The following is a 20665-nucleotide window of genomic DNA, read 5'->3' as shown; positions in this document are numbered from 1 at the left end:
CGACCTTCTCCCTGCTGTACATGCGAACCTCCAGTCCGGACCGCCCCGCGGTCCAACTTTCTGTCCGCACCCCCTTTCGGGCCCCAAACAGTCCCTATTCCACCGCAACTCACCATCTGTATCGGCATCCAAAAGAAACGGGCCCGCATCCCCAGGGGACACGGGCCCGTAACCAATACATGGTAGGGGCGGTGGGACTCGAACCCACAATCCTTGCGGCGAGAGATTTTAAGTCTCCTGCGTATGCCAATTCCGCCACGCCCCCGTGAGACTAGAAGTCTAGCACAAGCCGTCCGTTACGCGTTGACGGCCATCGAGTGCTGGCCTGACTTTTCCAAGTACTCGGCAAACTTGGCTTCGTCGCCCTTGTTCTGGTACTGCAGGGCCAGCAGGTACTCCAAGCGGCAGCGCTTGACCGGGTCGTCGCCGACATCCTCGAGCATGCGCTCCAGCTCGGGAATGTCGTTGTGACGCTTGAGGATCATCGTGTCGTACATCAGCTGACACTCGTGCGCGACCGCCTCGGCCTGACCGCCCTCAAAGCCCTTGATCTCGTGCAGCAGCTCCTTGGACTTTTTGCGATCCTCCTGCCCAACGTAGTAGTTAAAGGCCTTGATCACCAGGTCGACGCGCTGCATCTTGGGCAGGTTGAGCCCCAGCAGCAGGTCGAACATCTCGTCGACGCGCTCGTGGTCCTCGCGCAGCAGATAGGAGTTCAGGCGCAGGTAGTCACGGTTGTAGCGCGGGTACAGCATGCTGGTGAGTTTGGCGTCGAGCAAACGATCAAACTCGTCCCACTGCTTGGCGGCCATAAGCTGCTGCAGGCGTTTGAACGTGGTGCGTTTTTTGACGCTAAAGAACACCGACACGGCGATGCAGATGATAACGACGGCGGTCCAGAGTGTGCGGGAATCGGGCATATTGGGATCCTTAGTCGCTCATATAGCGAGCGGTATGACAACACGTACTAGATGTATTATACGCAGCGCGCAAGCAAACTGGCATAAAAGCTCATCGAGGCTGAGTGCCATCGCTCGCTGCGGTACACTTACCTAAAGTAAACCATGAAGGGAGACATTACCTATGAAGAAGATCGTTTTGGCTTGCGGTGCTGGCGCTGCTACTTCCACGCTCGTTGCCCAGAAGGTCGCTACCATGCTCGACGCCAACGGTTATGCCGGCAAGTATGAGATCGTGCAGTGCGCCATCTCTGAGGCCAAGGACGCTTGCGACGAGGGCGCCGACCTGCTGATCGCCACCACCGTTGCCCCCGAGGGCCTCACCTGCCCGTACGTGAGCGGCGTGCCCTTCATGACCGGCATGAACCGCGTCGCTGCCGAGAAGGCCGTTCTCGACGTTATGGCTCAGTAGGCGCTGCCTGTAATGAATGAGCAGAACGCCAACCCGGTAGAGCTCTTTGGCATGCGCGTCGCCCACGTGGGCATTAACGCCACCGACCCGGCCGATGCCCTGGAGATCGCGGAGCTGTTCTCGACGATGATGGGCCTACCCGTTATCGAGACCCCGGTTTCGTACTTTAACGATTCGCTGATCGAGGTCATGAAGCAGAACGGTCGTGGCACCAAGGGCCACATTGGCTTTGCCGTCAACGACATCGATGCGGCCGAGAAGTGGTTTGCCGAGCGCGGGCTCGAGGTCAACGAGGAGTCGCGCGTGCTGCTGCCCGACGGCGGCACCAAGCTCGTGTACTTTAAGCGCGAGTTCGCCGGCTTCGCCGTGCATCTGTGCCGCGAGTAGCGCACAGGCTGCTATAGCTAGCAAAAAGGGATAGAGCCGCCTGGCCCTATCCCTTTTTTATGCCGAGGGGCTTCCTACCGCGGCAGGCGAATCGTAAAGCGGCTGCCGACGCCCTCGACTGAGGTCACGCCAATGACACCACCATGGCTATCGACGATCCACTTGGCAATGGCAAGCCCCAGACCCGAGCCCTGCGCGCCGGCATCGCGTGCGTTGTCGGCGCGGTAGAACCGTTCAAACGCGTGAGCTGCGGATTCCTGGTTCATGCCGATACCCTCGTCCTCAACACTTATGTCGATCGTGCCTGCGCCCGCATCCGGCGCTACGCCAAACGAGATGGGCGTGCCCGCGTCCGAATACTTGGCGGCGTTTTGCACGATCACGCGCAGAGCCTGCTTCACGAGCGCCACGTCAACGGGCGCGTCGCAGCGCGGGTCGCTGACAAGCGCAGCGTCGTACGCCAGTCGATACGTGTGCGCGGCATCGATCATCTGTGACTCCTCGCATACCTCGCCGACCAGCGCGGCCAGGTTGGTATTCGCACGCCGCAGGACCGTGCGTCCGGCGTCGCCGCGTGCCAAAAACAGCAGCTGTTCCACGAGCTCTTGCATGTGCTCGCTTTCGGCCTTGAGGGACGCGATGGATTCTGCCAGCACGTCCGGGTCGTCTTTGCCCCAGCGGTCGAGCATGTTCACGTAGCCCTGAATCACCGCGATGGGCGTGCGCAGCTCGTGGCTCGCGTCGTTGACAAAGCGCATCTGCTGCAGCTTGGCCTCTTGCATCTGGCGCAGCAGGCGGTTGAGCGCGACCTCGATGCTTGCCAGGTCGGCGTCGCCGGTGGTGACGCTCGGCGAGTCGACGCTTGCGCGCTCGATGGCCTGCTCCAGTGTTTCCATCTTGCCGCCGGTGAGCTGCATGCGGCCGAGTTCGTCCACGCGCAAGGCAAGGTCGTTGAGCGGTGCCATGGTGCGGCGCACGCGACGGGCGCCTCCGAGCATGTTGAGCACGCTGATGACCTGCCCGCCCGCAACGACAAGGTAGAGGGGCCACAGCGCGACGAGGTCCTGCGCGAGGGGGAAGGTCTTGGCGGTGCGCGCAAGCTCGACGGTATAGGTGAGTGTGGCCGGGTCCCAGCCACGCGCGGGAGCCAGCGACATGCCGTGAACGGTGGCGCTGGGAATCCATCCCGCGGTAAACGCGCCGTCGGGCAGCGTCTGGTTATAGCCGTAGACGAGAATCGCCGCCGCGGCGACCAGCAGCCACAGATCGAGCCAGACGTAGCTTATCAGGCGGCGCCACATGTAGCTCCAGTTGATGGCGCGGGCGATGGAGGTGACGCGCTTGGTCTCGTCGTTACGCGCGGCAGACATAGCCCACCCCGCGCACGGTCTGGATGATGCGGGCACCGCCGGCGTCCTCGATCTTGGCGCGCAGATGCGCAATGTGCACGTCGACGTTGTTGGTGTCGCCCACATATTCGTAGCCCAGCGCCTCGTGCGCGATGCGCTCGCGCGTGAGCACGGTCTCGGCATGCGCCATAAGCAGGGCGAGGACATCGAACTCGCGGGCCGTGAGCGCGATGGGCGAGCCGCCGACCGTGACTTCGCGGCGGTCGGGGTCGAGCGCAACCGAGTCAACGGTAAGTGCGGCGGGGGAGGGCGTGGCAGCGGACTGGGCCGTGTCGGTTGCCGGGGACATTGTGGCGATACCGGCGGCCGTGCCGCTCGCTACGCCCGCCCCGGCCCCGGCGCCGCCAACGCCCGAAGCCGCCCGCACGGCCTCCGAGCGCTTCAGTGCCACGCGGATCCGTGCGAACAGCTCCTCAATCGCAAATGGCTTGGTCAGGTAATCGTCGGCGCCGGCATCGAGCCCGGCCACCTTGTCCATCACGGCATCGCGCGCGGTGACCATAATCACCGGCACATCCTTGTGCTTGCGGACACGTCGCAAGACCTCCATGCCGTTGAGCTGCGGCAACAGTACGTCGAGCAGAATCAGATCGTAGTCGCGCTCCAGCGCCAGGTCCACGGCAGTGCGGCCATCGGCGGCGTGTTCCACCTGGTAGCCTTCGTGCTCCAGCTCGAGCGTCACAAAGCGGGCGATTTTCTCCTCGTCCTCTACGATCAGGATCCGTGCCATGCGTGCCCCCGTCTGCGATTACTTGTCGTCGTTGAGATTTTGCTTGATGTCGTCCGCAGCGTTAGCAGCGCTATCCATAAGGTTGTTGATGCTGCCGGGCACGTCGCCGTCGCTGTCGATGCGGTAGCGCATGCCAAAGAACAGGCCAATCAGCATCAGCCATATCGTGGCGCCCCAGGCAAACAGCGCGACGATGGGAATCAGGATGGGGATGTTGAGGATGATCGCATCGCGGCGCGTGGCGATAAACTTGGTGTCCAGACTCAGGCGGAAGAGCTTTTTGAGGTACTCCCACGCGCTGTCCATCTTCTTGGAGAAGTCGGTCTTTTCGCTCGACTTTTCGTAGGCTGCCTGCGCGGCGACCATCTCGGCAGAGGGCTCATCGACTGGCGCGGACTCGGTGGCGGCATGCGCCGACGTGGTCTGGGTCTTGCCCTGCGACTCGAGCCAAATGATGGCATCCAGAACGTTGCCGTCGGCGGCGTCGAGCGCTGCCTTGGCGTCGGTGTAGCTCACGTTGCACTTGGTGCGGATGGTTTCAACTTTTTCGAGGTCGTCCATGACCTGTCCTTTCGTTCGATGGGCGCGACGCCAGGCGATCTGCTCGGGCGCGAGCGTTGCGTTCGGCGGCCTGCGTTGCGCGGTGCCGCCCCGCCCTTGGTCGAACTCTATAGTGCAGGTTATAGATTAAGCGATTCTTGAGCCAAGATTAATGTTGGATGAGTTTTTGGGTGTGTGGAAGGGGATTATTCTTTATGGTTGGCGGCGAGGTCTAATACTTTTCCCGAGAAGTGAACGAGCAAAATCGGACCCCCGAAGCATTGACACTTTGAGGGCGCCGTTCTCTGCGGTTTTGATGCCAGAATCCTGCGTTTATGCCGTTGAAAAATGCGGATGCTCCAGGGGTCCAAAAACAGACGCTCACTTCGCGGAAAAAGTAATAGAGCCCGATAGCGGGGGATGGGGTACCGATGCAAAACGGCGTCAAGGGTTGGTCGAGCAGGCGGTTTCTCCATTGATGTCCGCACGATATGTGACACTTACCCTGCCGCCATGCTCCGTCGCGGCGGCATGCATCTGAAAAACGACCCTCTAAGGAGTTCGATATTGATGAGTGGCAACACCAAGCACCTTGCAAAGAAGTGCGTCAAGGACGCAGGGCCGTGTCTTGTGCTGTGCGCGGCCGGCGTGGCGGTCGCGCTGCTGGCTGTTCTGGGACCATTTGACGTGCTCCGAAGTGCCAGTTCTCTGCATGTTTGCATGGCCCTTGCCGGTGCCATGATGACCAGCGGCGTGCTCGATCTGGTTTTTTGGGTGCTTGACCCGTGTGGATGGAAGAGCGAGGGGTAGGTCCTAAAGGATGGAAGGGCTGGAACGGTTGGCTTAGTGATCGTGCAGAATGTGGGCTAGCGACTTACAGGGAAGTGGTAATCCGATGACGGTCTATGTGACGGGCGATATTCACGGCGGCCTCGACATGCAAAAGCTGCGCGATTGGGATCTTGGGGAAAGCCTGACGAGCGACGACTATCTCATCATTGCCGGCGACTTTGGCTTTCCGTGGGATTTCTCTGCCGAGGAGTGTGCCGACATCGCTTGGCTGGAGTCGCGCCCCTATACCGTGCTGTTCGTCGACGGCAACCACGAACGTTTCGACCACTGGGCGGAGCGACCCATGGAGTTGTGGCACGGTGGGCTGACGCAGCGCCTGTCGGATACCTCCCCCATACGGCGCCTGACGCGTGGCGACGTTTTTGAGCTCGACGGCTCAACGGTCTTTACCATGGGCGGCGCCACGAGCGTGGACAAGGAATACCGCATTCCGTATTCCAGCTGGTGGCCGCAGGAGTTGCCGGACGAGCGCAACTTTGAGGAGGCACGGACGAAGCTCGACAGCGTGGGCTGGAAGGTCGACTACGTGGTCACCCACACCTGCTCTACGCGCATGCTTTCGCCCACGCTCTATCCGGCGCCCGGCTGGAATTGCCCCGCCGTCGATCGACTTACGGCATTTTTTGACGAGTTGGAAGACCGCTTGGACTACAAGCGCTGGTACTACGGGCATTTTCATCGGGATGCCAACCCGACCGAGCGCCATACCGTGCTCTACGACTGCATCGTTCGCCTGGGCGACGAACTCCAGCCTTGGGATGTTGCGTAGGGGTGGGGCGTATTTGGCTACTCGGCCGTTACAGTGATGTTCTCGCGGTGCGCGCGGATGACGTCCCAGCTAAAGTGCTCGACCAGCCGCTCGGCAGAGCGCGGCGTGGTGTCCGGCGCGATGCCCGTTTGCCCGGCGAGCCAGCCCAGCAGCGCTTCGGGCGTGCCAAAGCGGGCGCGGAGTTCGCCCAGGTCCAGATCGCGGTCTCGTTTGGAAAGGCGGCGGCCGTCCGGTGCCATGAGCAGCGGAATATGTGCGTAGTGCGGCGTGGGCAGTCCCAACAGGTGCTGCAGATAGATCTGGCGCGGCGTGGACCCCAGCAGGTCGCATCCGCGCACGACCTCGGTGACGCCCATGGCAGCGTCGTCGACCACCACGGCTAGCTGATAGGCAAACACGCCGTCGCTGCGGCGGACCAAAAAGTCGCCGCACTCGGTGGCGAGCGCCTCGCATTGGGCCCCGTACGTGCGGTCCACAAATTCGATCACGTCGTCTGCGAGGTCGTCGACGGTGGGCACGCACAGACGTGTGGCCGGGGCGCGCAGGGCGCTGCGGCGGGCCACCTCCTCGGCCGAAAGACTTCGGCAGACACCACGGTAGATGGGCGTGCCGTCGCTCGCGTGCGGTGCACTCGCGGCGTGGAGCTCGGCGCGTGTGCAAAAGCAGGGATAGGTGAGGCCGGCGTCTTTCAGCCGGCGCAAGGCGCTCTCGTACAGGTCCAGGCGGTCGTGCTGGTAGTAGGGGCCTTCGTCCCACTCCAGCCCTAGCCAGGCCAGGTCGTCAATCAATTGGGCGGCAAATTCCGGGCGCTTGCAGCGATCGTCCAGGTCCTCAATGCGTAACACGATGCTGCCGTCCTGGCTGCGGGCCGAAAGCCATGCGCACAGGCAGCTGAACACGTTGCCCAAGTGCATACGGCCCGAGGGCGACGGGGCGAAGCGCCCCACGACGGGCGCGGGAGCGGCCGGCGTCGTTGGCGCGTCGGCGGCGGGTGTTGCTATGTTGCGTGCGTTGATGTCCATGCGGACGAGTATAGCGCGGGGCGCGGTGGGGGAGACGCTGCCGTGGCCTGCAAGTTGCTGAGGCCGCGCGTTGCGCGTGCCGGACCACCGGCTCGGCACCTTAATCGTCGTCAATCAATTTAGCCCTCAAACGACAGAAACCCCGGCAGCTCTTCGCAACTGCCGGGGTTTCCGCGGAAAAGGGGGACATGATCCTCGAGCGGACGGCAAAGGGGCAAACCGTTTTCGCTCAACTGCTTTATGCCCCTCAACTGGCGGCTCAATCAGCGCATGCCGCGCCCACACAAAGCCGCTACACCTGTGATGGAGCTATGAAGTGGTATCTATTGCCGGAGCGGGCTATGCCAAGGAGTGTCCCAGATTGCCGGCAGATAAGGAACGTCCCCAGGTGCCGGCGGCGGGCGTGACTTTCGTCCCGTTTGATACTCCGCTGGCCTAGATGTTCGTCACATGAACCCGCAAACGTGGGACAATGACGCTGTTGGTATCACAGACAAAGGATGTGCCTATGAACGCCCCCGTTGCCCAGCCCTGTCGGCAGCGCCGCCTGTTTGCGCGATTCGCTTCCGTCTGCGCACTCGTCGCGCTTGCGTTGTTGCTGCTGCCTGCCGCCGCGCACGCCGACGGCTACTCCATGAGCCAAACCTATATCGGTGCCACGGTCGAGGCCGATGGCTCGCTGACCGTTGTCGAGGGACGCCAGTTCGATTTCGACGATGACATTAACGGCGTGTATTGGGATATCAATACAGGCTCTAACCAGCAAGGCGGCTCGGTGGTCGTCAATGTGCTGAGCGTCGAGGAAGACGACACTGCGTTTAACAAGGTCGACAGCGCAAACAAAGGCGACGACGGCGTTTACACGGTGGAGCAGTCCGACGACGGCGTAAAGATTAAGGTGTTCAGCCCTCACGAGAGCGGCGACAGCGCAATCTACTACGTGAGTTATTCCATGACCGGTGCGGTTATGAACTGGGCCGATACCGCCGAGCTCTACTGGAAATTTGTGGGTGACGGCTGGTCTGCGGACTCCGATGACGTCGAGATGGAAGTCTACTTTGCAAATGCCGCTGCCGGGACGGCCGCCGTCAAGGGCGATAACTTCCGCGCATGGGGCCACGGCCCGCTGACGGGCGACGTGTCACTCGATGCGGACGAGCCCATGGTCACCTATACCATTCCCTGCGTGCATGAGGGAGAATTCGCCGAGGCACGCATCGCCTTCCCCAACGACTGGGTGCCGCAGCTCGCCGCCTCGAGCGAAGAGCGCATGTCGACGATTCTGAGCGAAGAGAAGGAATGGGCCGACGAGGCCAACGCTCGCCGTGAGCACGCGCGTGCGGTTGCCGGCGCGATTGCCGTGGTGTGTGTTGTCGTGGCGGTTGCCTATACCGGTGTGATCGTGATGCTTAAGCTGCGCAGGCCCAAGCCCAAGCCACTCTTCCAGGACGAGTACTTCCGCGATGTGCCCTCGGCCGACCATCCCGCGGTGCTTGCAGCTCTCATGAGCTGGAACGACGTGCCCGATCAGGCATATATCGCCACACTTATGAAGCTCACCGACGACCGCGTGATCAAGCTGGAAGAAGCGACCGAGACCAAGAAGAAGGGTCTGCTCCGTCGCGAAAAAGAGGAGCAGACGTATCGCATCACAGTGACCGACGAGGCCTGGAAGGCTGCCAAGAAGGACGGCATCGATCGCGACGTGCTCAAGGTCTTCTTTGCTGGCGTTAAGCCCGATAAGGACGGAGTCCGTTCGCGCACGTTTAGCGAGTTGGAGGAGTACGCTAGCGAGCGCACCACATCTGTTGGCGACAAGCTCGAGGACTATCAGAGCACAGTTAAGGGCAAGCTGGAGGCGCGCGAGCTTATTGCATCGGATGGCACTATCGCGATGGTGGCCGGCCTGGTTCTCGGCATCATCATTGTCTTTGGCATTCTGGGCTCTCTGTTCTATACCGACTTTGCGGATGCCAACGTCGGTGCCGCTATGATCTCGATCCCCGTTACGATCGTGGGCTTTGTCCTGAGCTGCACCTTCCGCCGTTACACGCCGGAGGGCGCCGAGGTGGCGGCTCGCTGCAAGGCGCTCAAGCATTGGCTCGAGGACTTTACGCGCCTGAAGGAGGCTATCCCCAGCGACCTAATCTTGTGGAACAAACTGCTGGTGATGGGCGTTGCCCTGGGCGTTTCGAAAGAAGTGCTGCGACAGCTGGCCGAGGCCGTGCCTGCGGATCTGCGCAACAGCGACGATTTCTACGACAACTACCCCTGCTACTGGTGGTATTACCATCACTACGGCAACGAGTCTCCGCTCGATTCGTTCAACGAGGTGTATCACGAGACCATCCGCGAGCTGGCTTCGAGTTCCGATAGCTCGAGCGGCGGCAGCGGCGGCGGCTTTTCCGGTGGCGGCGGTGGCGGCGTCGGCGGAGGCGGCGGCGGAACGTTCTAGCGAGCGCTTGCTTTGGGGTGGATCTTTCTGGGCGGTTGCCAGGGAAGATTCATCCCATTTTTGTGCATCGAAACGGGTCAAACTTTCCGCTGCGGACCTTCGCGCAAGGGACAGTGGACAAAAAATGCCAAATATGAGTACTGTTGCTGCGTTGGTCACATATGTTTGCACATAATAATGGGCTCCTAATGAGAGTACTTCTCGTTAGGAGCCCATTTTATTGAACATTTGGGCAGTTATGTCAGCTCGTGCAGCTGGTCGTCATGCCTATAAGCATCAAAAATGCCCCAAATCGCTGCTACTAAAAAGGTAACAGTACTCATATTTGATGTTTTTTGACCAGGGCTATCTACAAACCCCCTAGGCCACTCATTGGGGACAGACTTAAATGACTAGTTGTTGGGGATCAGTCATTGGGGACGTTCTTAAATGACCAGGTGTGGCTGCTTGGGCTAGGCTGTTAGGTCGAGTTCGTAGAGAAAGCTTTCACGCGGCATGTCGTGACGACGCTCTTCGCGGTTGGCGCGGTGCGTGGCCGTGCGCTTAAAGCCGTGCAGCTCGTAGAACTTCCACGAGCAGTTGGAGTCGGTGTACAGGTGCGCCCTTGTCGCCCCGCGCGAGGAAAGGTACGAGACAGCGGCATCGAGCAACACCGAGCCAACGCCCAGGCCATGGACATCGGGATCGACGGCGAGCAGCGTGACTTCGTTGTCGTGCGGCAATGGGCTGCTCTCGAGCAGGCGGTTGTTGGTTCGGATGGTTGCGCGCACAAACGAGAGATACTCGGCGCAGGCATCGGGCTCCAGTTCGCGCATCTGCGACAGCAACGCGCGTTCGGTATCCATCCAATGCTCGTTGATAGTGACGCCGGGGCTCTGTCCTGCGCGTGCAAGCGCAATGCCGCGCGCCTCGCCGTCAATTACCGCAACCTGCGAAAACGTCGAGGACGAAAGGCAATAGGCGAGGTCGCATGCGGCCTCAAGGCGGTTGTACTCATCGTTATCCGAATTGTTATGCCAAAGCTGCTGCAGAATCAGCGCGATGGCGTCAAAGTCTTCAGTATCAAACGGTCGGTAGAGAACCCGCGAGACCATGGTGCCTCTTTCTTTTGCGGATGCATATCGAGCACAGTTCTACCACGCCATTGGCATCTAATTATGGTGCCCCTGTGTTCCATCAACTCACCGTGCTCAGCGGCGCCTCTGCAACCCCCGCTCGCAAACTTTTTCTGCACAGCCGTGCGTTGCGGGGTGCAACGTCGCGCTCGATGCGCTACATTGAATCAGTATTTTCAATGCCGCTGCGCGAGCGCTGCAGATCGACGTATCACCGACTCACAGAGCACGGCGGCGTACCAGACAGGAGGACTGCATGGGATCTGATGTGAAGATCGCACGCGCGTTGATCTCGGTTACCGATAAAACGGGTGTCGTCGATTTCGCACGGACGTTGGTCGATGACTTTGGCGTCGAGATCATCTCTACGGGCGGCACGGCTCGTGCCATCGAGGACGCGGGCGTTCCCGTAACCCCCATCGAGGAGTTCACGGGCTATCCCGAGATGATGGACGGCCGCGTTAAGACCCTGCACCCCAAGGTTCACGGCGCGCTGCTGGCCCGCCGCGATTCCGAGCAGCACATGCAGGAGGCCGCTCAGCACGGCATTAAGCTGATCGACCTGGTCGTCGTCAACCTGTACGAGTTCGAGAAGACCGTTGCCAACCCCGAGGTCACCTTCGCGGATGCCATCGAGCACATCGACATCGGCGGTCCCTCCATGCTGCGCTCTGCTGCCAAGAACGCCACGAGCGTTACCGTCATCTCCGATCCGGCCGACTACGACGCCGTCCTGGCCGAGATGCACGAGACCGGCGGTTGCACCACGCTTTCCACCCGTCGTCGCCTGCAGGTGAAGGTCTACCAGACCACCGCCGCCTACGACACGGCTATCTCCCGTTGGCTTGCCGCCCAGGCAAGTGACGTGGCGGATACCTCTGCCAAGCTCGAGATTTCGCTGGAGAAGGTCGACGACCTGCGCTATGGCGAGAATCCTCAGCAGAAGGCTACGGTCTACCGCTTTGCCGAGGGTTGCGAGAACACCGCGAGCTCGCAGTTTCCGCTCGTGGGCTCCGAGCAGATCCAGGGCAAGCCGCTCAGCTACAATAACTATCTGGATGCCGATGCCGCTTGGAACCTGGTCCGCGAGTTCGACGAGCCTGCCTGCGTGATCCTCAAACACCAGAACCCCTGCGGCTCCGCCGTTGCCGAGGACATTACGTCCGCTTACGACCGCGCCTTCGCCTGCGATCCCAAGAGCGCCTTCGGCGGCATCATCGCCTGCAACCGCGAGGTTCCCTTTGAGCTGGTTGAGCATTTTGCCGATCAGAACAAGCAGTTTGTCGAGGTCATCATCGCCCCGAGCTACACTGCCGAGGCGCTCGAGCGCATGGCCAAGCGCCCCAACCTGCGCGTGCTGGCTACCGGCGGCGTGGACCACGGCGCCCAGGTGGAACTGCGCTCCATCGACGGCGGCATGCTGGTGCAGGAGGTCGACCACGTGACCGAGGACCCCGCGACCTTTACGTTCCCCACCGACCGCAAGCCCACCGATGCCGAGATGGCCGAGCTCGAGTTTGCCTGGAAGGTCTGCAAGGGCGTCAAGTCCAACGCCATCCTGGTCTCCAAGGGCAAGGCCGGCATTGGCATGGGCCCCGGTCAGCCCAACCGCGTTGACTCTGCGCTGCTTGCCTGCGAGCGCGCCGAGGACTTCTGCGAGCGCGAGGGCGTGGAGAAGGGCGGCTTTGCCTGCGCAAGCGACGCGTTCTTCCCGTTCCGCGACAACGTCGACGTGCTTGCCGCACACGGCGTGACCTGCATCATCCAGCCCGGCGGCTCCAAGCGCGATGACGAGAGCATCCAGGCCTGCAACGAGCATGGTATTGCGATGGTCTTCACCGGAGCTAGGCATTTTAGGCACTAGAGGCTTTCCCAAGCACCCGACCTTGCCCCTCAAACCGTCGCTTGCGTACATTTAGTACGCGGCGCTCCTCTTTCGGGGCAATCTCGGGCACTTGGAAAACCCTTAATGGGATGTTTCTCTATCCCATTAAACTGTTCGGTCGCCTGACCATATCGTCAAAATAATCTCTGCAAAAGACGGTCGCTCCGTTTGGAGGGCCGTCTTTTTGGTATAAGAGGACGGAATGACTAACACGAAAGGTATGACCATGCCCCAGATTGATGATGCCGAGCTGTTTGGCAATGCCGAGGATCAGCGTGCGTACGAGGACTTTTGCGCCAATCAGGAGGCGGTCGAGAAGTTTACGCTCGACAAGCCCGCGCTTATCTGCCGTTGGCGCATGTCCAACAAAAAGGTGCCCATGCTCAACCGTCACATTCGCGCGCTGTCCGAGCGCTTGGTGCAGGGCGAGCCGCTTACCCATAACATGCTCAGCTGGGCCAAGCAGCACGTTGAGTGGTCGCTTGCCGAGGGCGATTACACCGCGCACGACGGCGTGCTCATGCTGGTGATCGACGTTAACGGCAATGCCGCCATGACGGTGGGTGAGTACGAGCCGCTGGCCGATACTTCGGCCAAGGCGCTGCGTGCCCGCTCCGCCGAGGCCCGCTCCGAAGCCGACGAGACCGGCGTGGCGCCCGAGCTGCTCGCCGCCGTCAACAACGGCGAACTCGCCTTTGTGGCGCCGGCGGACGAGTGCCTGTGCGGCACGGCGACGCTCATCGAGCAGCTGGCCCAGACCAAGGGCATCCCGGTCACGCGCGTAGATATTCCCGCGCAGCTTAAGGGCGCGCTGTTCCTGGTGAGCGACGAGCACGGCGTGGTCCCCGCAACCGAGACGGACGCCGCCGAGGCCGACGCCGCCACGGTCGCCTTCTTTGTCGACGGCTACGAAAAGCTTCGCGCCCGCCGCTAAATGATTATTCTGGGACGGGGATTAAAGAATCATTTTGGTTCCCGCCACCGCTGCGAGTGCGAGGCGGACAAAACGCCCCCGCTCGCGAACAATTCTGTCACCTTGGCGACGTGCGTGGCGCGCACCTGCAGTTTCGCAGCCATAATGGTGGCAAGACAATCAAGAGGGGAGCGGAATCCATGGCGCTAATCTATATCGTTGAGGACGACGAGCCCATTCGTCGTGAGCTTGTCGACATCCTTGCCCGCGCCGGGTTTGAAATCGAGGCCTGCGAATCGTTCGAGCATGTCTCGCGCGATATTCTCGCCGCCGCGCCCGACCTGGTGCTGCTCGACCTCACGCTTCCCGTCAAGGACGGCCAGCATATCTGCCACGAGGTTCGCCGCGAATCCGAGGTCCCCATCATCGTCCTCACCTCGCGCACGACCGAGATCGACGAGGTCATGGCCATGACGCTCGGCACGGACGACTTTGTTCCCAAGCCCTATAGCGCGCGCGTGCTCGTGGCGCGCATCAACGCACTGCTGCGTCGCACCGCGGCGTCAGGCGAGCGCAGCACGCTCGTCCACAAGGGGCTGGAGCTCGACCTCGCCCGCTCTATGGTCACCAACACGGCGACCGGCGACAGCACCGAGCTCACCAAAAATGAGCTGCGCATTCTCTCGCTGCTCCTGAGCCGCGCGGGCAAGATCGTCTCGCGCTCGGCCATCATGCAGGACCTGTGGGACTCCGACGCCTTCGTGGGCGACAATACGCTCACCGTCAACATCAACCGCCTGCGCACCACGCTCGAAAAAATCGGCATCAAGGGGTATTTGACGACGCATCGCGGCCAAGGCTATTCGGTCTAGGGGCCGGCTATGTCGTTTGGCAAGTTCTTTAAAGATGCACTGCTTCCCGTCGCCGTGTGGACGTGCGGCGTGCTGCTGAGCTGCTTTGTGCTGACGGTCGCCGGCGCACCCGTTTCTATCGTGGTCGTGGCGGTTGGCGTGTCCTTTATCTTCGGTATGCTCGGCATCGTGATCGAGTACGCTCGCCGTCGCCGTTTTCTGCGTCAGTTGGAGCGCGCGGCAGAGGAGCTCGAGAGTCCCGCATGGGTGCAGGAGATGGTGCAATGCCCAACCTATGCCGAGGGCGAGCTCGAGTACGAGGTCCTGTGCCGGGTGGGCAAAGCCGCCTGCGACGAGGTTGCCGAGGGCCGGCGTCAGACCGAAGACTATCGCGACTATATCGAGAGCTGGGTCCACGAGGCCAAGCTGCCCCTGGCGGCGGCTCACCTGATTCTGGAAAACCTCGACGGCGGCGCAGATGACCCAACACGTGTCGATGACCTGGGTCGCGAGTTGGCTCGCGTGGAACGCTATATCGACCAGGCGCTGTACTACGCGCGCTCGGAAGTCGTGGAGCGCGACTACCTGATTCGCCGCTGGGACCTTAAGACCTTGGTGACGGGTGCGATTAAGGCCAACGCGCGCGAGCTCATTGCGGCGCACGTGGCTCCGGTGTGCGAGAACCTCGACTTCGAGGTCTTTACCGACGAAAAATGGCTCGAGTTTATCCTGGGCCAGCTCATTCAGAACAGCATTAAATATGCGCGCGAGGACGGCGCGAAGATCGTGTTTTCGGGCGCGTTACTGGACGAGGGCCTGGCGAGCGAGCGCATCGAGCTCACCGTTGCGGACAACGGCTGCGGCGTGTGTGCGGCAGACCTGCCACGCGTGTTCGAGAAGGGCTTTACCGGCGACAACGGCCGCACCACCAAGCGCGCAACGGGCATCGGCCTCTACCTGGTGGCGCGCCTATGCTCCAAGATGGGCATCGACGTCACGGCGGCATCCGACTCCGGCGAAGGCTTTGTCGTAACGTTCGCCTTCTCGACGAACAAGTTCCAATACTTTGAGTAGCCGGGCCGTCTTGCGCTGCGGACGGCTATGTTCCCGAACGTGAACTTAGCTAAGGCAACTGGCGTTATGTTCCCGAACGTGAACATAACTATGAGGCTCAAATGGATCTCCCAAAACAAAAACGTGCAGCCCAAACAAAACGTGCCGCCCCAAACGGGGCGGCACGCCATCTTTTATCAGCCAACTCGCTGAAGTAAGGCTGCGAAGGCCGCGAGGCCGGGAGGGGTTTCCTAAGGGCACATCCCGCAGCCGCAACGCGGCGAGGACGTGCCCGTGGAAACCCCGCAGGCCCCGCGGCCGGTGGGAGCAACGCTACTTTACGACCAAAATGTCGCAGTCGGTATTGCGCAGCAGGAACGTCGAAATCGAACCCAGAAGCGCATACTTGATCGAGGACAGGCCGCGAGCGCCGCAGAGCACCAGGTCGGGCTTGACCACGTCGAGCATCTCGTCTTTGAGCGTCTCGCGAATACGACCGGCGCGTATCATGACCTCGACCTCGGGAATATCGGGATTGGCCTTGGCCTCTTCGAGCTGCTTTTCGATGGAGTTCTTAAAGGCCTCCTCCAGACCGTTGACCAAATCGACCGGATAGGAGCCGGCGCTCTCGAGCGCCGTGGAATCGATAACGTGGCCGATAATCAGCTTGGCGCCGTTGTTCGCGGCGACCTTGATGGCGCGTGCGAGCACAAAATCCTGCTGCTCAGTACCGTCGAGTGAAACAAATACCTTGGTGTAACCCTCGTTCATGGTTTCCTCCTTGGTCTATCGCACGGGCGCGGGGCTCGTGCGTCGGGCGGGCGCGGGTGCGTTGACCGCCGGACACTTTATCTTGTTGCAGTTATACCCAAGGATTTCGGTTTAACTGCTCGCAATTCTGTGAACGGGCGAGTTTTTTGGTAAGGGTAGGCGCGGTCGCACCGCCAACGGTTGATAATGGGACATCGCCCGCATCGTCCGCAGAACATCTACCGGCGGGTGTCTAACGAGGGGGTCCCTTTGGATATTATCGAGCTTCTAAAATCTGCCTTCATGGGCCTGGTCGAGGGCATCACCGAATGGCTGCCCGTTTCGTCGACGGGCCACATGATCTTGGTGGACGAGTTCGTCAAGATGAACGTGAGCGAGACGTTCTGGAATATGTTCCTGGTCGTGATTCAGCTCGGCGCCATTCTGGCCGTCTGCGTGCTGTTTTTCCACGAGCTCAACCCGTTCTCGCCCAGCAAGGGCAAGGAGGGCCGTCGCGACACCTGGGTGCTGTGGGGCAAGATTGTGCTCGGTTGCATTCCTGCGGCGGCGATCGGCCTGCCGCTCAACGACTGGATGGAGGAGCATTTCTACAACGCTCCCGTCGTGGCGCTGGCGCTCATTGTGTACGGCGTGCTGTTTATCGTGATCGAGAACTGGCGCGCGAGCAAGCGCGAGGAAATGGCCGTTGCCGGTTCGTTTGGTTCGTGTGCTGTGGTGTCGGGTGGACGTCCCGCCGGTGCGCACTTTGCGGCGCCCCCCACGGCTACCGCTGAGGATGAGGACGATGACGAGAATCTGGACTTTGGTTCCATCGCCACGCTCGAGGACCTCAGCTGGAAGACTGCGCTGGGTATCGGCTGCTTCCAGGTGCTTTCGCTGGTGCCTGGTACGTCTCGCTCCGGTTCTACCATCATCGGCGGCCTGCTTTTGGGCTGCACGCGCTCGGTGGCGTCTAAGTTTACGTTCTTCCTGGCTATTCCCGTTATGTTTGGCGCGAGTGCGCTCAAGCTGGTCAAGTACTTCATCAAGGGCGGCACGTTCGGCACCAACGAGATCGCCATCTTGGGCGTGGGCTGCGTTGTGGCCTTTGTGGTTTCGCTCATCGCCATCAAGTGGCTCATGGGCTTCGTCCGCCGTCACGACTTCAAGTGCTTCGGAGTCTACCGCATCATCCTGGGCATCGTAGTGCTCGCATACTTCTTCGTTCTGGAGCCCATGCTCGGCCTGTAACTTGGTTGACGCTGCGCGGCGGCCAGAGCGACAACTTGTCATTCAAAGAGGGCGGCATGACCAAAAGGTCTATGCCGTCCTCTTTTTTGGGCGATGGGGCGGGCCTGACGGCGGCGCACGGAGTCGTGGTGTGATTTGCGTCGGTGTCCGCGCGGCTCGGTATACTGGTACGGCTCAAACTATGGCGCTGCCCGCAGGCGCGCCGTCCGTCAGATGAGGAGTCGCCCATGACCCAGCCCTTGCCCTGGGAAAAGAACACTGCGGTACCCGTGTCGCCCGCGCCGGAACCCGTGCCGCTCGATGCGTACACCGCCCCCGCCGCGCCGGAACCCGAGCTCGTTCCGCTCGACATCTACGACGCCCCGGCTCCGGCGTCCAAACCCGCCAAGCCGTTCGTCGATATCGATAGCCTGAACTCCGCCCAGCGCGAGGCGGTCCTGACCACCGAGGGCCCGCTGCTGGTCCTTGCCGGCGCCGGCTCGGGCAAGACCCGCGTCCTGACCTTCCGCATTGCACATATGCTTGGCGACCTGGGCGTTAAGCCCTGGCAGGTCCTGGCCATTACGTTTACCAACAAGGCCGCGGCCGAGATGCGCGAGCGTTTGGCGGCGCTCATTCCCAGCGGTACCCGCGGCATGTGGGTGTGCACCTTCCATGCCATGTGTGTGCGCATGCTGCGCGAGGACGCCGACCTGCTGGGCTACACCGGTCAGTTCACCATCTACGACGACGATGACTCAAAGCGCATGGTGCGTGACATTATGCAGGCGCTCGGCATTGAGCAAAAGCAGTTCCCCATCAACATGATCCGCAGCAAGATCAGCTCGGCCAAAAACGCCATGATCGGCCCCGAGGACATGCTCAAGAGTGCCGATAGCCCCAACGACAAAAAGGCCGCGCAGGTCTACTTGGAGCTGGAGCGCCGCCTACGCGCTGCCAATGCGATGGACTTTGATGACCTGCTCGTGCGCACGCTCGAGCTGCTGCGCACCCGCCCCGAGGTGCTCGATAAGTACCAAGAGCGCTTCCGCTACATTAGCGTCGACGAGTATCAGGACACCAACCACGTCCAGTACGAGATCGCCAACCTGCTGGCCGCCAAGTACCAAAACCTCATGGTCGTGGGCGACGACGACCAGTCCATTTATAGCTGGCGTGGTGCCGACATCACCAATATCCTGGACTTTGAGAAGGACTTCAAAGACTGCAAGACCGTTAAGCTGGAGCAGAACTACCGCTCTACTGGTCATATCCTGAGTGCCGCCAACGCCGTGGTGCGCCATAACTCGCAGCGCAAGGACAAGCGCCTGTTTACGGCCGAGGGCGATGGCGAGAAGATCCAGGCCTTCCAGGCGAGCGACGAGCGCGACGAGGGCCGCTGGATTGCCGGCGAGATCGAGAAGCTGCACTCCAAGGGCACGAGCTACGACGATATCGCCGTGTTCTATCGTACCAACGCCCAGTCGCGCATTCTCGAAGATATGTTCCTGCGCGCGGGCGTGCCCTACAAGATCGTGGGCGGCACGCGATTCTTCGACCGTGCCGAGATCCGCGACGTCATGGCCTACCTCAAGATGATCGTGAACCCGGCCGACGAGATGAGCGTCAAGCGCGTCATCAACACACCTCGCCGCGGCATCGGTTCCACCTCGATTCAAAAAATTGAGCAGCTGGCGCGCGACAACCGCTGCTCGTTCTTCCAGGCCTGCGAGATCGCGTGCGCCGAAACCGGCATGTTTAGCGCCAAGGTGCGCAATGGCCTGTCGAGCTTTGTGTCGCTGGTGCGCGAGGGCCGTCGCATGGATGGCGAGCTCAAGGACGTCGTCGAGATGATTGTCGACAAGACGGGCCTGCTGCAGGCATTCCGCGCCGAGGGCACCATGGAGTCCGAGAGCCGCGCCGAGAACATCCAGGAATTCCTGGGCGTTGCGGCCGAATTTGAAGAGACACACGAGGATATCGAGGGTACGCTTGAGAGCTTGGAAGAGCTGCGCGCGGCTGGCGTTGCCGATGTGCCTGCCGACGCTGAGCCCGAGCCCGTTGTGGTGAGCGCGCCTGCGCCCGAGCCGGGACCGTCCGCGCCCGCGTCCTCGTTTGAGGCGCTGGTCGGCGCGCGCGATGCTGCAGGTTCCAATCCGCTCGATAGACTAGCCGCCCCGGCGCTCTCACCGCAGGATGCCCTGGCCGCTGCCATCGCGGGCAACGCGTATGCCGCGCCGACGGAGATGCCGGCGGGTGCCGTGCATGCCGACGAGATTGAGCGCACCTACGGTCCGCTCACCTGTAAGGCACTGCCGGCACTCATGGAGTGGCTGGCCCTGCGCTCCGACTTGGATTCCCTGGCCGGCGAGACGCATGCCATCACAATGATGACCATCCACTCCGCCAAGGGCCTGGAGTTCCCGGCGGTGTTCGTGGCCGGCATGGAGGAGGGCATCTTCCCGCACGTGCACGACTTTGGCGGCAGCGATGACCCGGGTAAGCTCGAGGAGGAGCGTCGCCTGGCCTACGTCGCCATCACGCGCGCCCGTAAGCGCCTGTTCTTGACCTATGCGGCCACGCGTCGCACCTACGGCTCGACCTCTGCCAACCCGCGCTCGCGCTTCCTCAACGAGATTCCGTTTGAGGATATCGAGTTTAGCGGTATCGGTTCTGCCGGTTTTGAGGGAACGGGCTGGGAGAAGCGCGGCGACCGTCGCGGCACCTTTGGCTCGGGCATGGGCTCGGATATGTATGGCGGCAAGGTGTTTGGTTCGCATACGCGCTCGACCGGCGGTTCCGGTTCGCGCGGCGGATCGAGCTTTGACGATTTCTTTGGCGGTAGCAGCCGCGGGACCGAGCGCCATCGTGGGGTCTCGCCCGACGCCGGCCGTGTTGCCTCGACCTTTGGTTCGGGTGCGCCGCGAGCCAAAAAGCCGTTGTCCAAGGTGTCTCCGACGGTGGAGCGCAAGGTCGATCGTGCCAGCGCGTCGCAGGACTTTGCCGCAGGCGATACCGTGAGCCACAAGACCTTTGGCACGGGTACCGTGATCTCGGTCGCTGGAGACATGATCGAGGTTCAATTCGAAAAGACCGGCCAGACCAAAAAGCTAATGAAGGGCTTTGCTCCGATCGTCAAGCTGTCGTGATCCTGGCGGACCTGGGCGGGTGTATGGGGCAACATCGCCTGCTCGGGCAGTCCTGCGCAAGACGGAGGCCACATTAAGTGGCCTCCTTTGCGTGCGGAACTCGCGATCGATGTTGCCCCATACACCCGCCCAGGTCCGCCAGGATCACGACAGCTTGACGATCGGAGCAAAGCCCTTCATTAGC

18 protein-coding genes and 1 tRNA gene are annotated in these 20665 nt (G+C 61.5%); 11 read left to right on the top strand and 8 right to left on the bottom strand.

The annotated features are described in order from the left end of the window. Positions 1–180 precede the first annotated feature (180 nt). Together ACRX4W_RS09460 and ACRX4W_RS09455 are read right to left on the bottom strand one after the other, a co-directional pair. Positions 181–265 (bottom strand) — tRNA-Leu (locus tag ACRX4W_RS09460). Between the two features lie 31 nt (positions 266–296). Then, the gene (locus ACRX4W_RS09455; protein ID WP_432300219.1) at positions 297–920 is read right to left on the bottom strand and encodes a hypothetical protein; all 624 of its coding nucleotides are present in this window, start codon (positions 918–920) and stop codon (positions 297–299) included. Positions 921–1083: 163 nt separating this feature from the next. Here ACRX4W_RS09455 and ACRX4W_RS09450 point away from each other — a divergent pair, with 163 nt between their 5' ends. Next, positions 1084–1371, top strand: a complete 288-nt coding sequence (locus ACRX4W_RS09450) for a PTS sugar transporter subunit IIB (RefSeq protein WP_055252380.1) — start codon at positions 1084–1086, stop codon at positions 1369–1371. A gap of 12 nt (positions 1372–1383) precedes the next feature. Next, positions 1384–1758 carry a VOC family protein gene (locus tag ACRX4W_RS09445; RefSeq protein ID WP_117779021.1) on the top strand — a complete coding sequence of 125 codons (375 nt, stop codon included), beginning with the start codon at positions 1384–1386 and terminating at the stop codon, positions 1756–1758. Between the two features lie 74 nt (positions 1759–1832). Here the strand turns inward: ACRX4W_RS09445 and ACRX4W_RS09440 are convergent, their stop codons facing one another. From ACRX4W_RS09440 to ACRX4W_RS09430, 3 genes are read right to left on the bottom strand one after another with little or no spacing between them, the layout of a single operon-like run. After that, a complete protein-coding gene (locus tag ACRX4W_RS09440; protein WP_432300218.1) occupies positions 1833–3128 on the bottom strand; it encodes a sensor histidine kinase in 1296 nt (431 codons plus the stop codon). Beyond that, entirely contained in the window at positions 3112–3897 is a 786-nt protein-coding gene (locus ACRX4W_RS09435) for a response regulator transcription factor (protein WP_432300217.1), read from the bottom strand. The genes ACRX4W_RS09440 and ACRX4W_RS09435 overlap by 17 nt, the downstream gene beginning before the upstream one ends. 18 nt (positions 3898–3915) lie before the next feature. Beyond that, complete coding sequence (locus ACRX4W_RS09430) at positions 3916–4458, bottom strand: UBA domain-containing protein (RefSeq protein ID WP_117629961.1); 543 nt, start codon at positions 4456–4458, stop codon at positions 3916–3918. 549 nt (positions 4459–5007) lie between these two features. On the opposite strand from ACRX4W_RS09430, the gene ACRX4W_RS09425 reads away from it, so the two are divergent. Further along, positions 5008–5247: a hypothetical protein gene (locus tag ACRX4W_RS09425; protein ID WP_373161374.1), complete on the top strand. Its 240-nt coding sequence runs from the start codon at positions 5008–5010 to the stop codon at positions 5245–5247. Positions 5248–5332: 85 nt separating this feature from the next. After that, positions 5333–6058 (top strand): metallophosphoesterase, encoded by a 726-nt coding sequence (locus tag ACRX4W_RS09420; RefSeq protein WP_432300214.1) that lies wholly within the window; start codon positions 5333–5335, stop codon positions 6056–6058. Between the two features lie 17 nt (positions 6059–6075). On the opposite strand, the gene gluQRS is transcribed toward ACRX4W_RS09420, so the two are convergent. After that, positions 6076–7080 carry a tRNA glutamyl-Q(34) synthetase GluQRS gene (gluQRS, locus tag ACRX4W_RS09415; RefSeq protein ID WP_271728931.1) on the bottom strand — a complete coding sequence of 335 codons (1005 nt, stop codon included), beginning with the start codon at positions 7078–7080 and terminating at the stop codon, positions 6076–6078. A 508-nt stretch (positions 7081–7588) separates the two neighbouring features. Between gluQRS and ACRX4W_RS09410 the strand changes: the two genes are divergently transcribed. Beyond that, positions 7589–9535 carry a DUF2207 domain-containing protein gene (locus ACRX4W_RS09410; protein WP_158564553.1) on the top strand — a complete coding sequence of 649 codons (1947 nt, stop codon included), beginning with the start codon at positions 7589–7591 and terminating at the stop codon, positions 9533–9535. A 452-nt stretch (positions 9536–9987) separates the two neighbouring features. On the opposite strand, the gene ACRX4W_RS09405 is transcribed toward ACRX4W_RS09410, so the two are convergent. Continuing rightward, entirely contained in the window at positions 9988–10629 is a 642-nt protein-coding gene (locus tag ACRX4W_RS09405) for a GNAT family N-acetyltransferase (RefSeq protein ID WP_118206253.1), read from the bottom strand. Between the two features lie 277 nt (positions 10630–10906). On the opposite strand from ACRX4W_RS09405, the gene purH reads away from it, so the two are divergent. The 4 genes from purH (at position 10907) to ACRX4W_RS09385 (ending at position 15373) form a co-directional block, all read left to right on the top strand. Beyond that, on the top strand, positions 10907–12514 hold the full coding sequence (gene purH / locus ACRX4W_RS09400) for a bifunctional phosphoribosylaminoimidazolecarboxamide formyltransferase/IMP cyclohydrolase (protein ID WP_117766417.1): 1608 nt from the start codon (positions 10907–10909) through the stop codon (positions 12512–12514). A gap of 223 nt (positions 12515–12737) precedes the next feature. Then, complete coding sequence (locus tag ACRX4W_RS09395) at positions 12738–13469, top strand: hypothetical protein (protein WP_432300211.1); 732 nt, start codon at positions 12738–12740, stop codon at positions 13467–13469. A gap of 179 nt (positions 13470–13648) precedes the next feature. Next, positions 13649–14320 (top strand): response regulator transcription factor, encoded by a 672-nt coding sequence (locus ACRX4W_RS09390; RefSeq protein ID WP_432300210.1) that lies wholly within the window; start codon positions 13649–13651, stop codon positions 14318–14320. A gap of 9 nt (positions 14321–14329) precedes the next feature. Beyond that, positions 14330–15373 carry a sensor histidine kinase gene (locus ACRX4W_RS09385; RefSeq protein ID WP_117564916.1) on the top strand — a complete coding sequence of 348 codons (1044 nt, stop codon included), beginning with the start codon at positions 14330–14332 and terminating at the stop codon, positions 15371–15373. Positions 15374–15685: 312 nt separating this feature from the next. Here the strand turns inward: ACRX4W_RS09385 and ACRX4W_RS09380 are convergent, their stop codons facing one another. Further along, the gene (locus tag ACRX4W_RS09380; protein WP_117583590.1) at positions 15686–16123 is read right to left on the bottom strand and encodes a universal stress protein; all 438 of its coding nucleotides are present in this window, start codon (positions 16121–16123) and stop codon (positions 15686–15688) included. A gap of 249 nt (positions 16124–16372) precedes the next feature. Between ACRX4W_RS09380 and ACRX4W_RS09375 the strand changes: the two genes are divergently transcribed. Both ACRX4W_RS09375 and ACRX4W_RS09370 read left to right on the top strand, forming a co-directional pair. After that, positions 16373–17353 (top strand): undecaprenyl-diphosphate phosphatase, encoded by a 981-nt coding sequence (locus ACRX4W_RS09375; protein WP_432300207.1) that lies wholly within the window; start codon positions 16373–16375, stop codon positions 17351–17353. Positions 17354–17580: 227 nt separating this feature from the next. Beyond that, positions 17581–20481 carry an ATP-dependent helicase gene (locus ACRX4W_RS09370; protein ID WP_432300205.1) on the top strand — a complete coding sequence of 967 codons (2901 nt, stop codon included), beginning with the start codon at positions 17581–17583 and terminating at the stop codon, positions 20479–20481. Positions 20482–20665 lie beyond the last annotated feature (184 nt).

The organism is Collinsella aerofaciens (assembly GCF_964283865.1).
Classification (GTDB): Bacteria; Actinomycetota; Coriobacteriia; order Coriobacteriales; family Coriobacteriaceae; genus Collinsella.
Note: the sequence above shows the minus strand (reverse complement) of the source record. Positions and strands in the feature narration are given on the sequence as shown.

What these genes read in the sequence shown, in the direction of transcription:
- ACRX4W_RS09455 (WP_432300219.1), bottom strand. Translation starts at nt 920, where the DNA reads ATGCCCGATTCCCGCACACTCTGGACCGCCGTCGTTATCATCTGCATC.
- ACRX4W_RS09450 (WP_055252380.1), top strand. Translation starts at nt 1,084, where the DNA reads ATGAAGAAGATCGTTTTGGCTTGCGGTGCTGGCGCTGCTACTTCCACG.
- ACRX4W_RS09445 (WP_117779021.1), top strand. Translation starts at nt 1,384, where the DNA reads ATGAATGAGCAGAACGCCAACCCGGTAGAGCTCTTTGGCATGCGCGTC.
- ACRX4W_RS09440 (WP_432300218.1), bottom strand. Translation starts at nt 3,128, where the DNA reads ATGTCTGCCGCGCGTAACGACGAGACCAAGCGCGTCACCTCCATCGCC.
- ACRX4W_RS09435 (WP_432300217.1), bottom strand. Translation starts at nt 3,897, where the DNA reads ATGGCACGGATCCTGATCGTAGAGGACGAGGAGAAAATCGCCCGCTTT.
- ACRX4W_RS09430 (WP_117629961.1), bottom strand. Translation starts at nt 4,458, where the DNA reads ATGGACGACCTCGAAAAAGTTGAAACCATCCGCACCAAGTGCAACGTG.
- ACRX4W_RS09425 (WP_373161374.1), top strand. Translation starts at nt 5,008, where the DNA reads ATGAGTGGCAACACCAAGCACCTTGCAAAGAAGTGCGTCAAGGACGCA.
- ACRX4W_RS09420 (WP_432300214.1), top strand. Translation starts at nt 5,333, where the DNA reads ATGACGGTCTATGTGACGGGCGATATTCACGGCGGCCTCGACATGCAA.
- gluQRS (WP_271728931.1), bottom strand. Translation starts at nt 7,080, where the DNA reads ATGGACATCAACGCACGCAACATAGCAACACCCGCCGCCGACGCGCCA.
- ACRX4W_RS09410 (WP_158564553.1), top strand. Translation starts at nt 7,589, where the DNA reads ATGAACGCCCCCGTTGCCCAGCCCTGTCGGCAGCGCCGCCTGTTTGCG.
- ACRX4W_RS09405 (WP_118206253.1), bottom strand. Translation starts at nt 10,629, where the DNA reads ATGGTCTCGCGGGTTCTCTACCGACCGTTTGATACTGAAGACTTTGAC.
- purH (WP_117766417.1), top strand. Translation starts at nt 10,907, where the DNA reads ATGGGATCTGATGTGAAGATCGCACGCGCGTTGATCTCGGTTACCGAT.
- ACRX4W_RS09395 (WP_432300211.1), top strand. Translation starts at nt 12,738, where the DNA reads ATGACTAACACGAAAGGTATGACCATGCCCCAGATTGATGATGCCGAG.
- ACRX4W_RS09390 (WP_432300210.1), top strand. Translation starts at nt 13,649, where the DNA reads ATGGCGCTAATCTATATCGTTGAGGACGACGAGCCCATTCGTCGTGAG.
- ACRX4W_RS09385 (WP_117564916.1), top strand. Translation starts at nt 14,330, where the DNA reads ATGTCGTTTGGCAAGTTCTTTAAAGATGCACTGCTTCCCGTCGCCGTG.
- ACRX4W_RS09380 (WP_117583590.1), bottom strand. Translation starts at nt 16,123, where the DNA reads ATGAACGAGGGTTACACCAAGGTATTTGTTTCACTCGACGGTACTGAG.
- ACRX4W_RS09370 (WP_432300205.1), top strand. Translation starts at nt 17,581, where the DNA reads ATGACCCAGCCCTTGCCCTGGGAAAAGAACACTGCGGTACCCGTGTCG.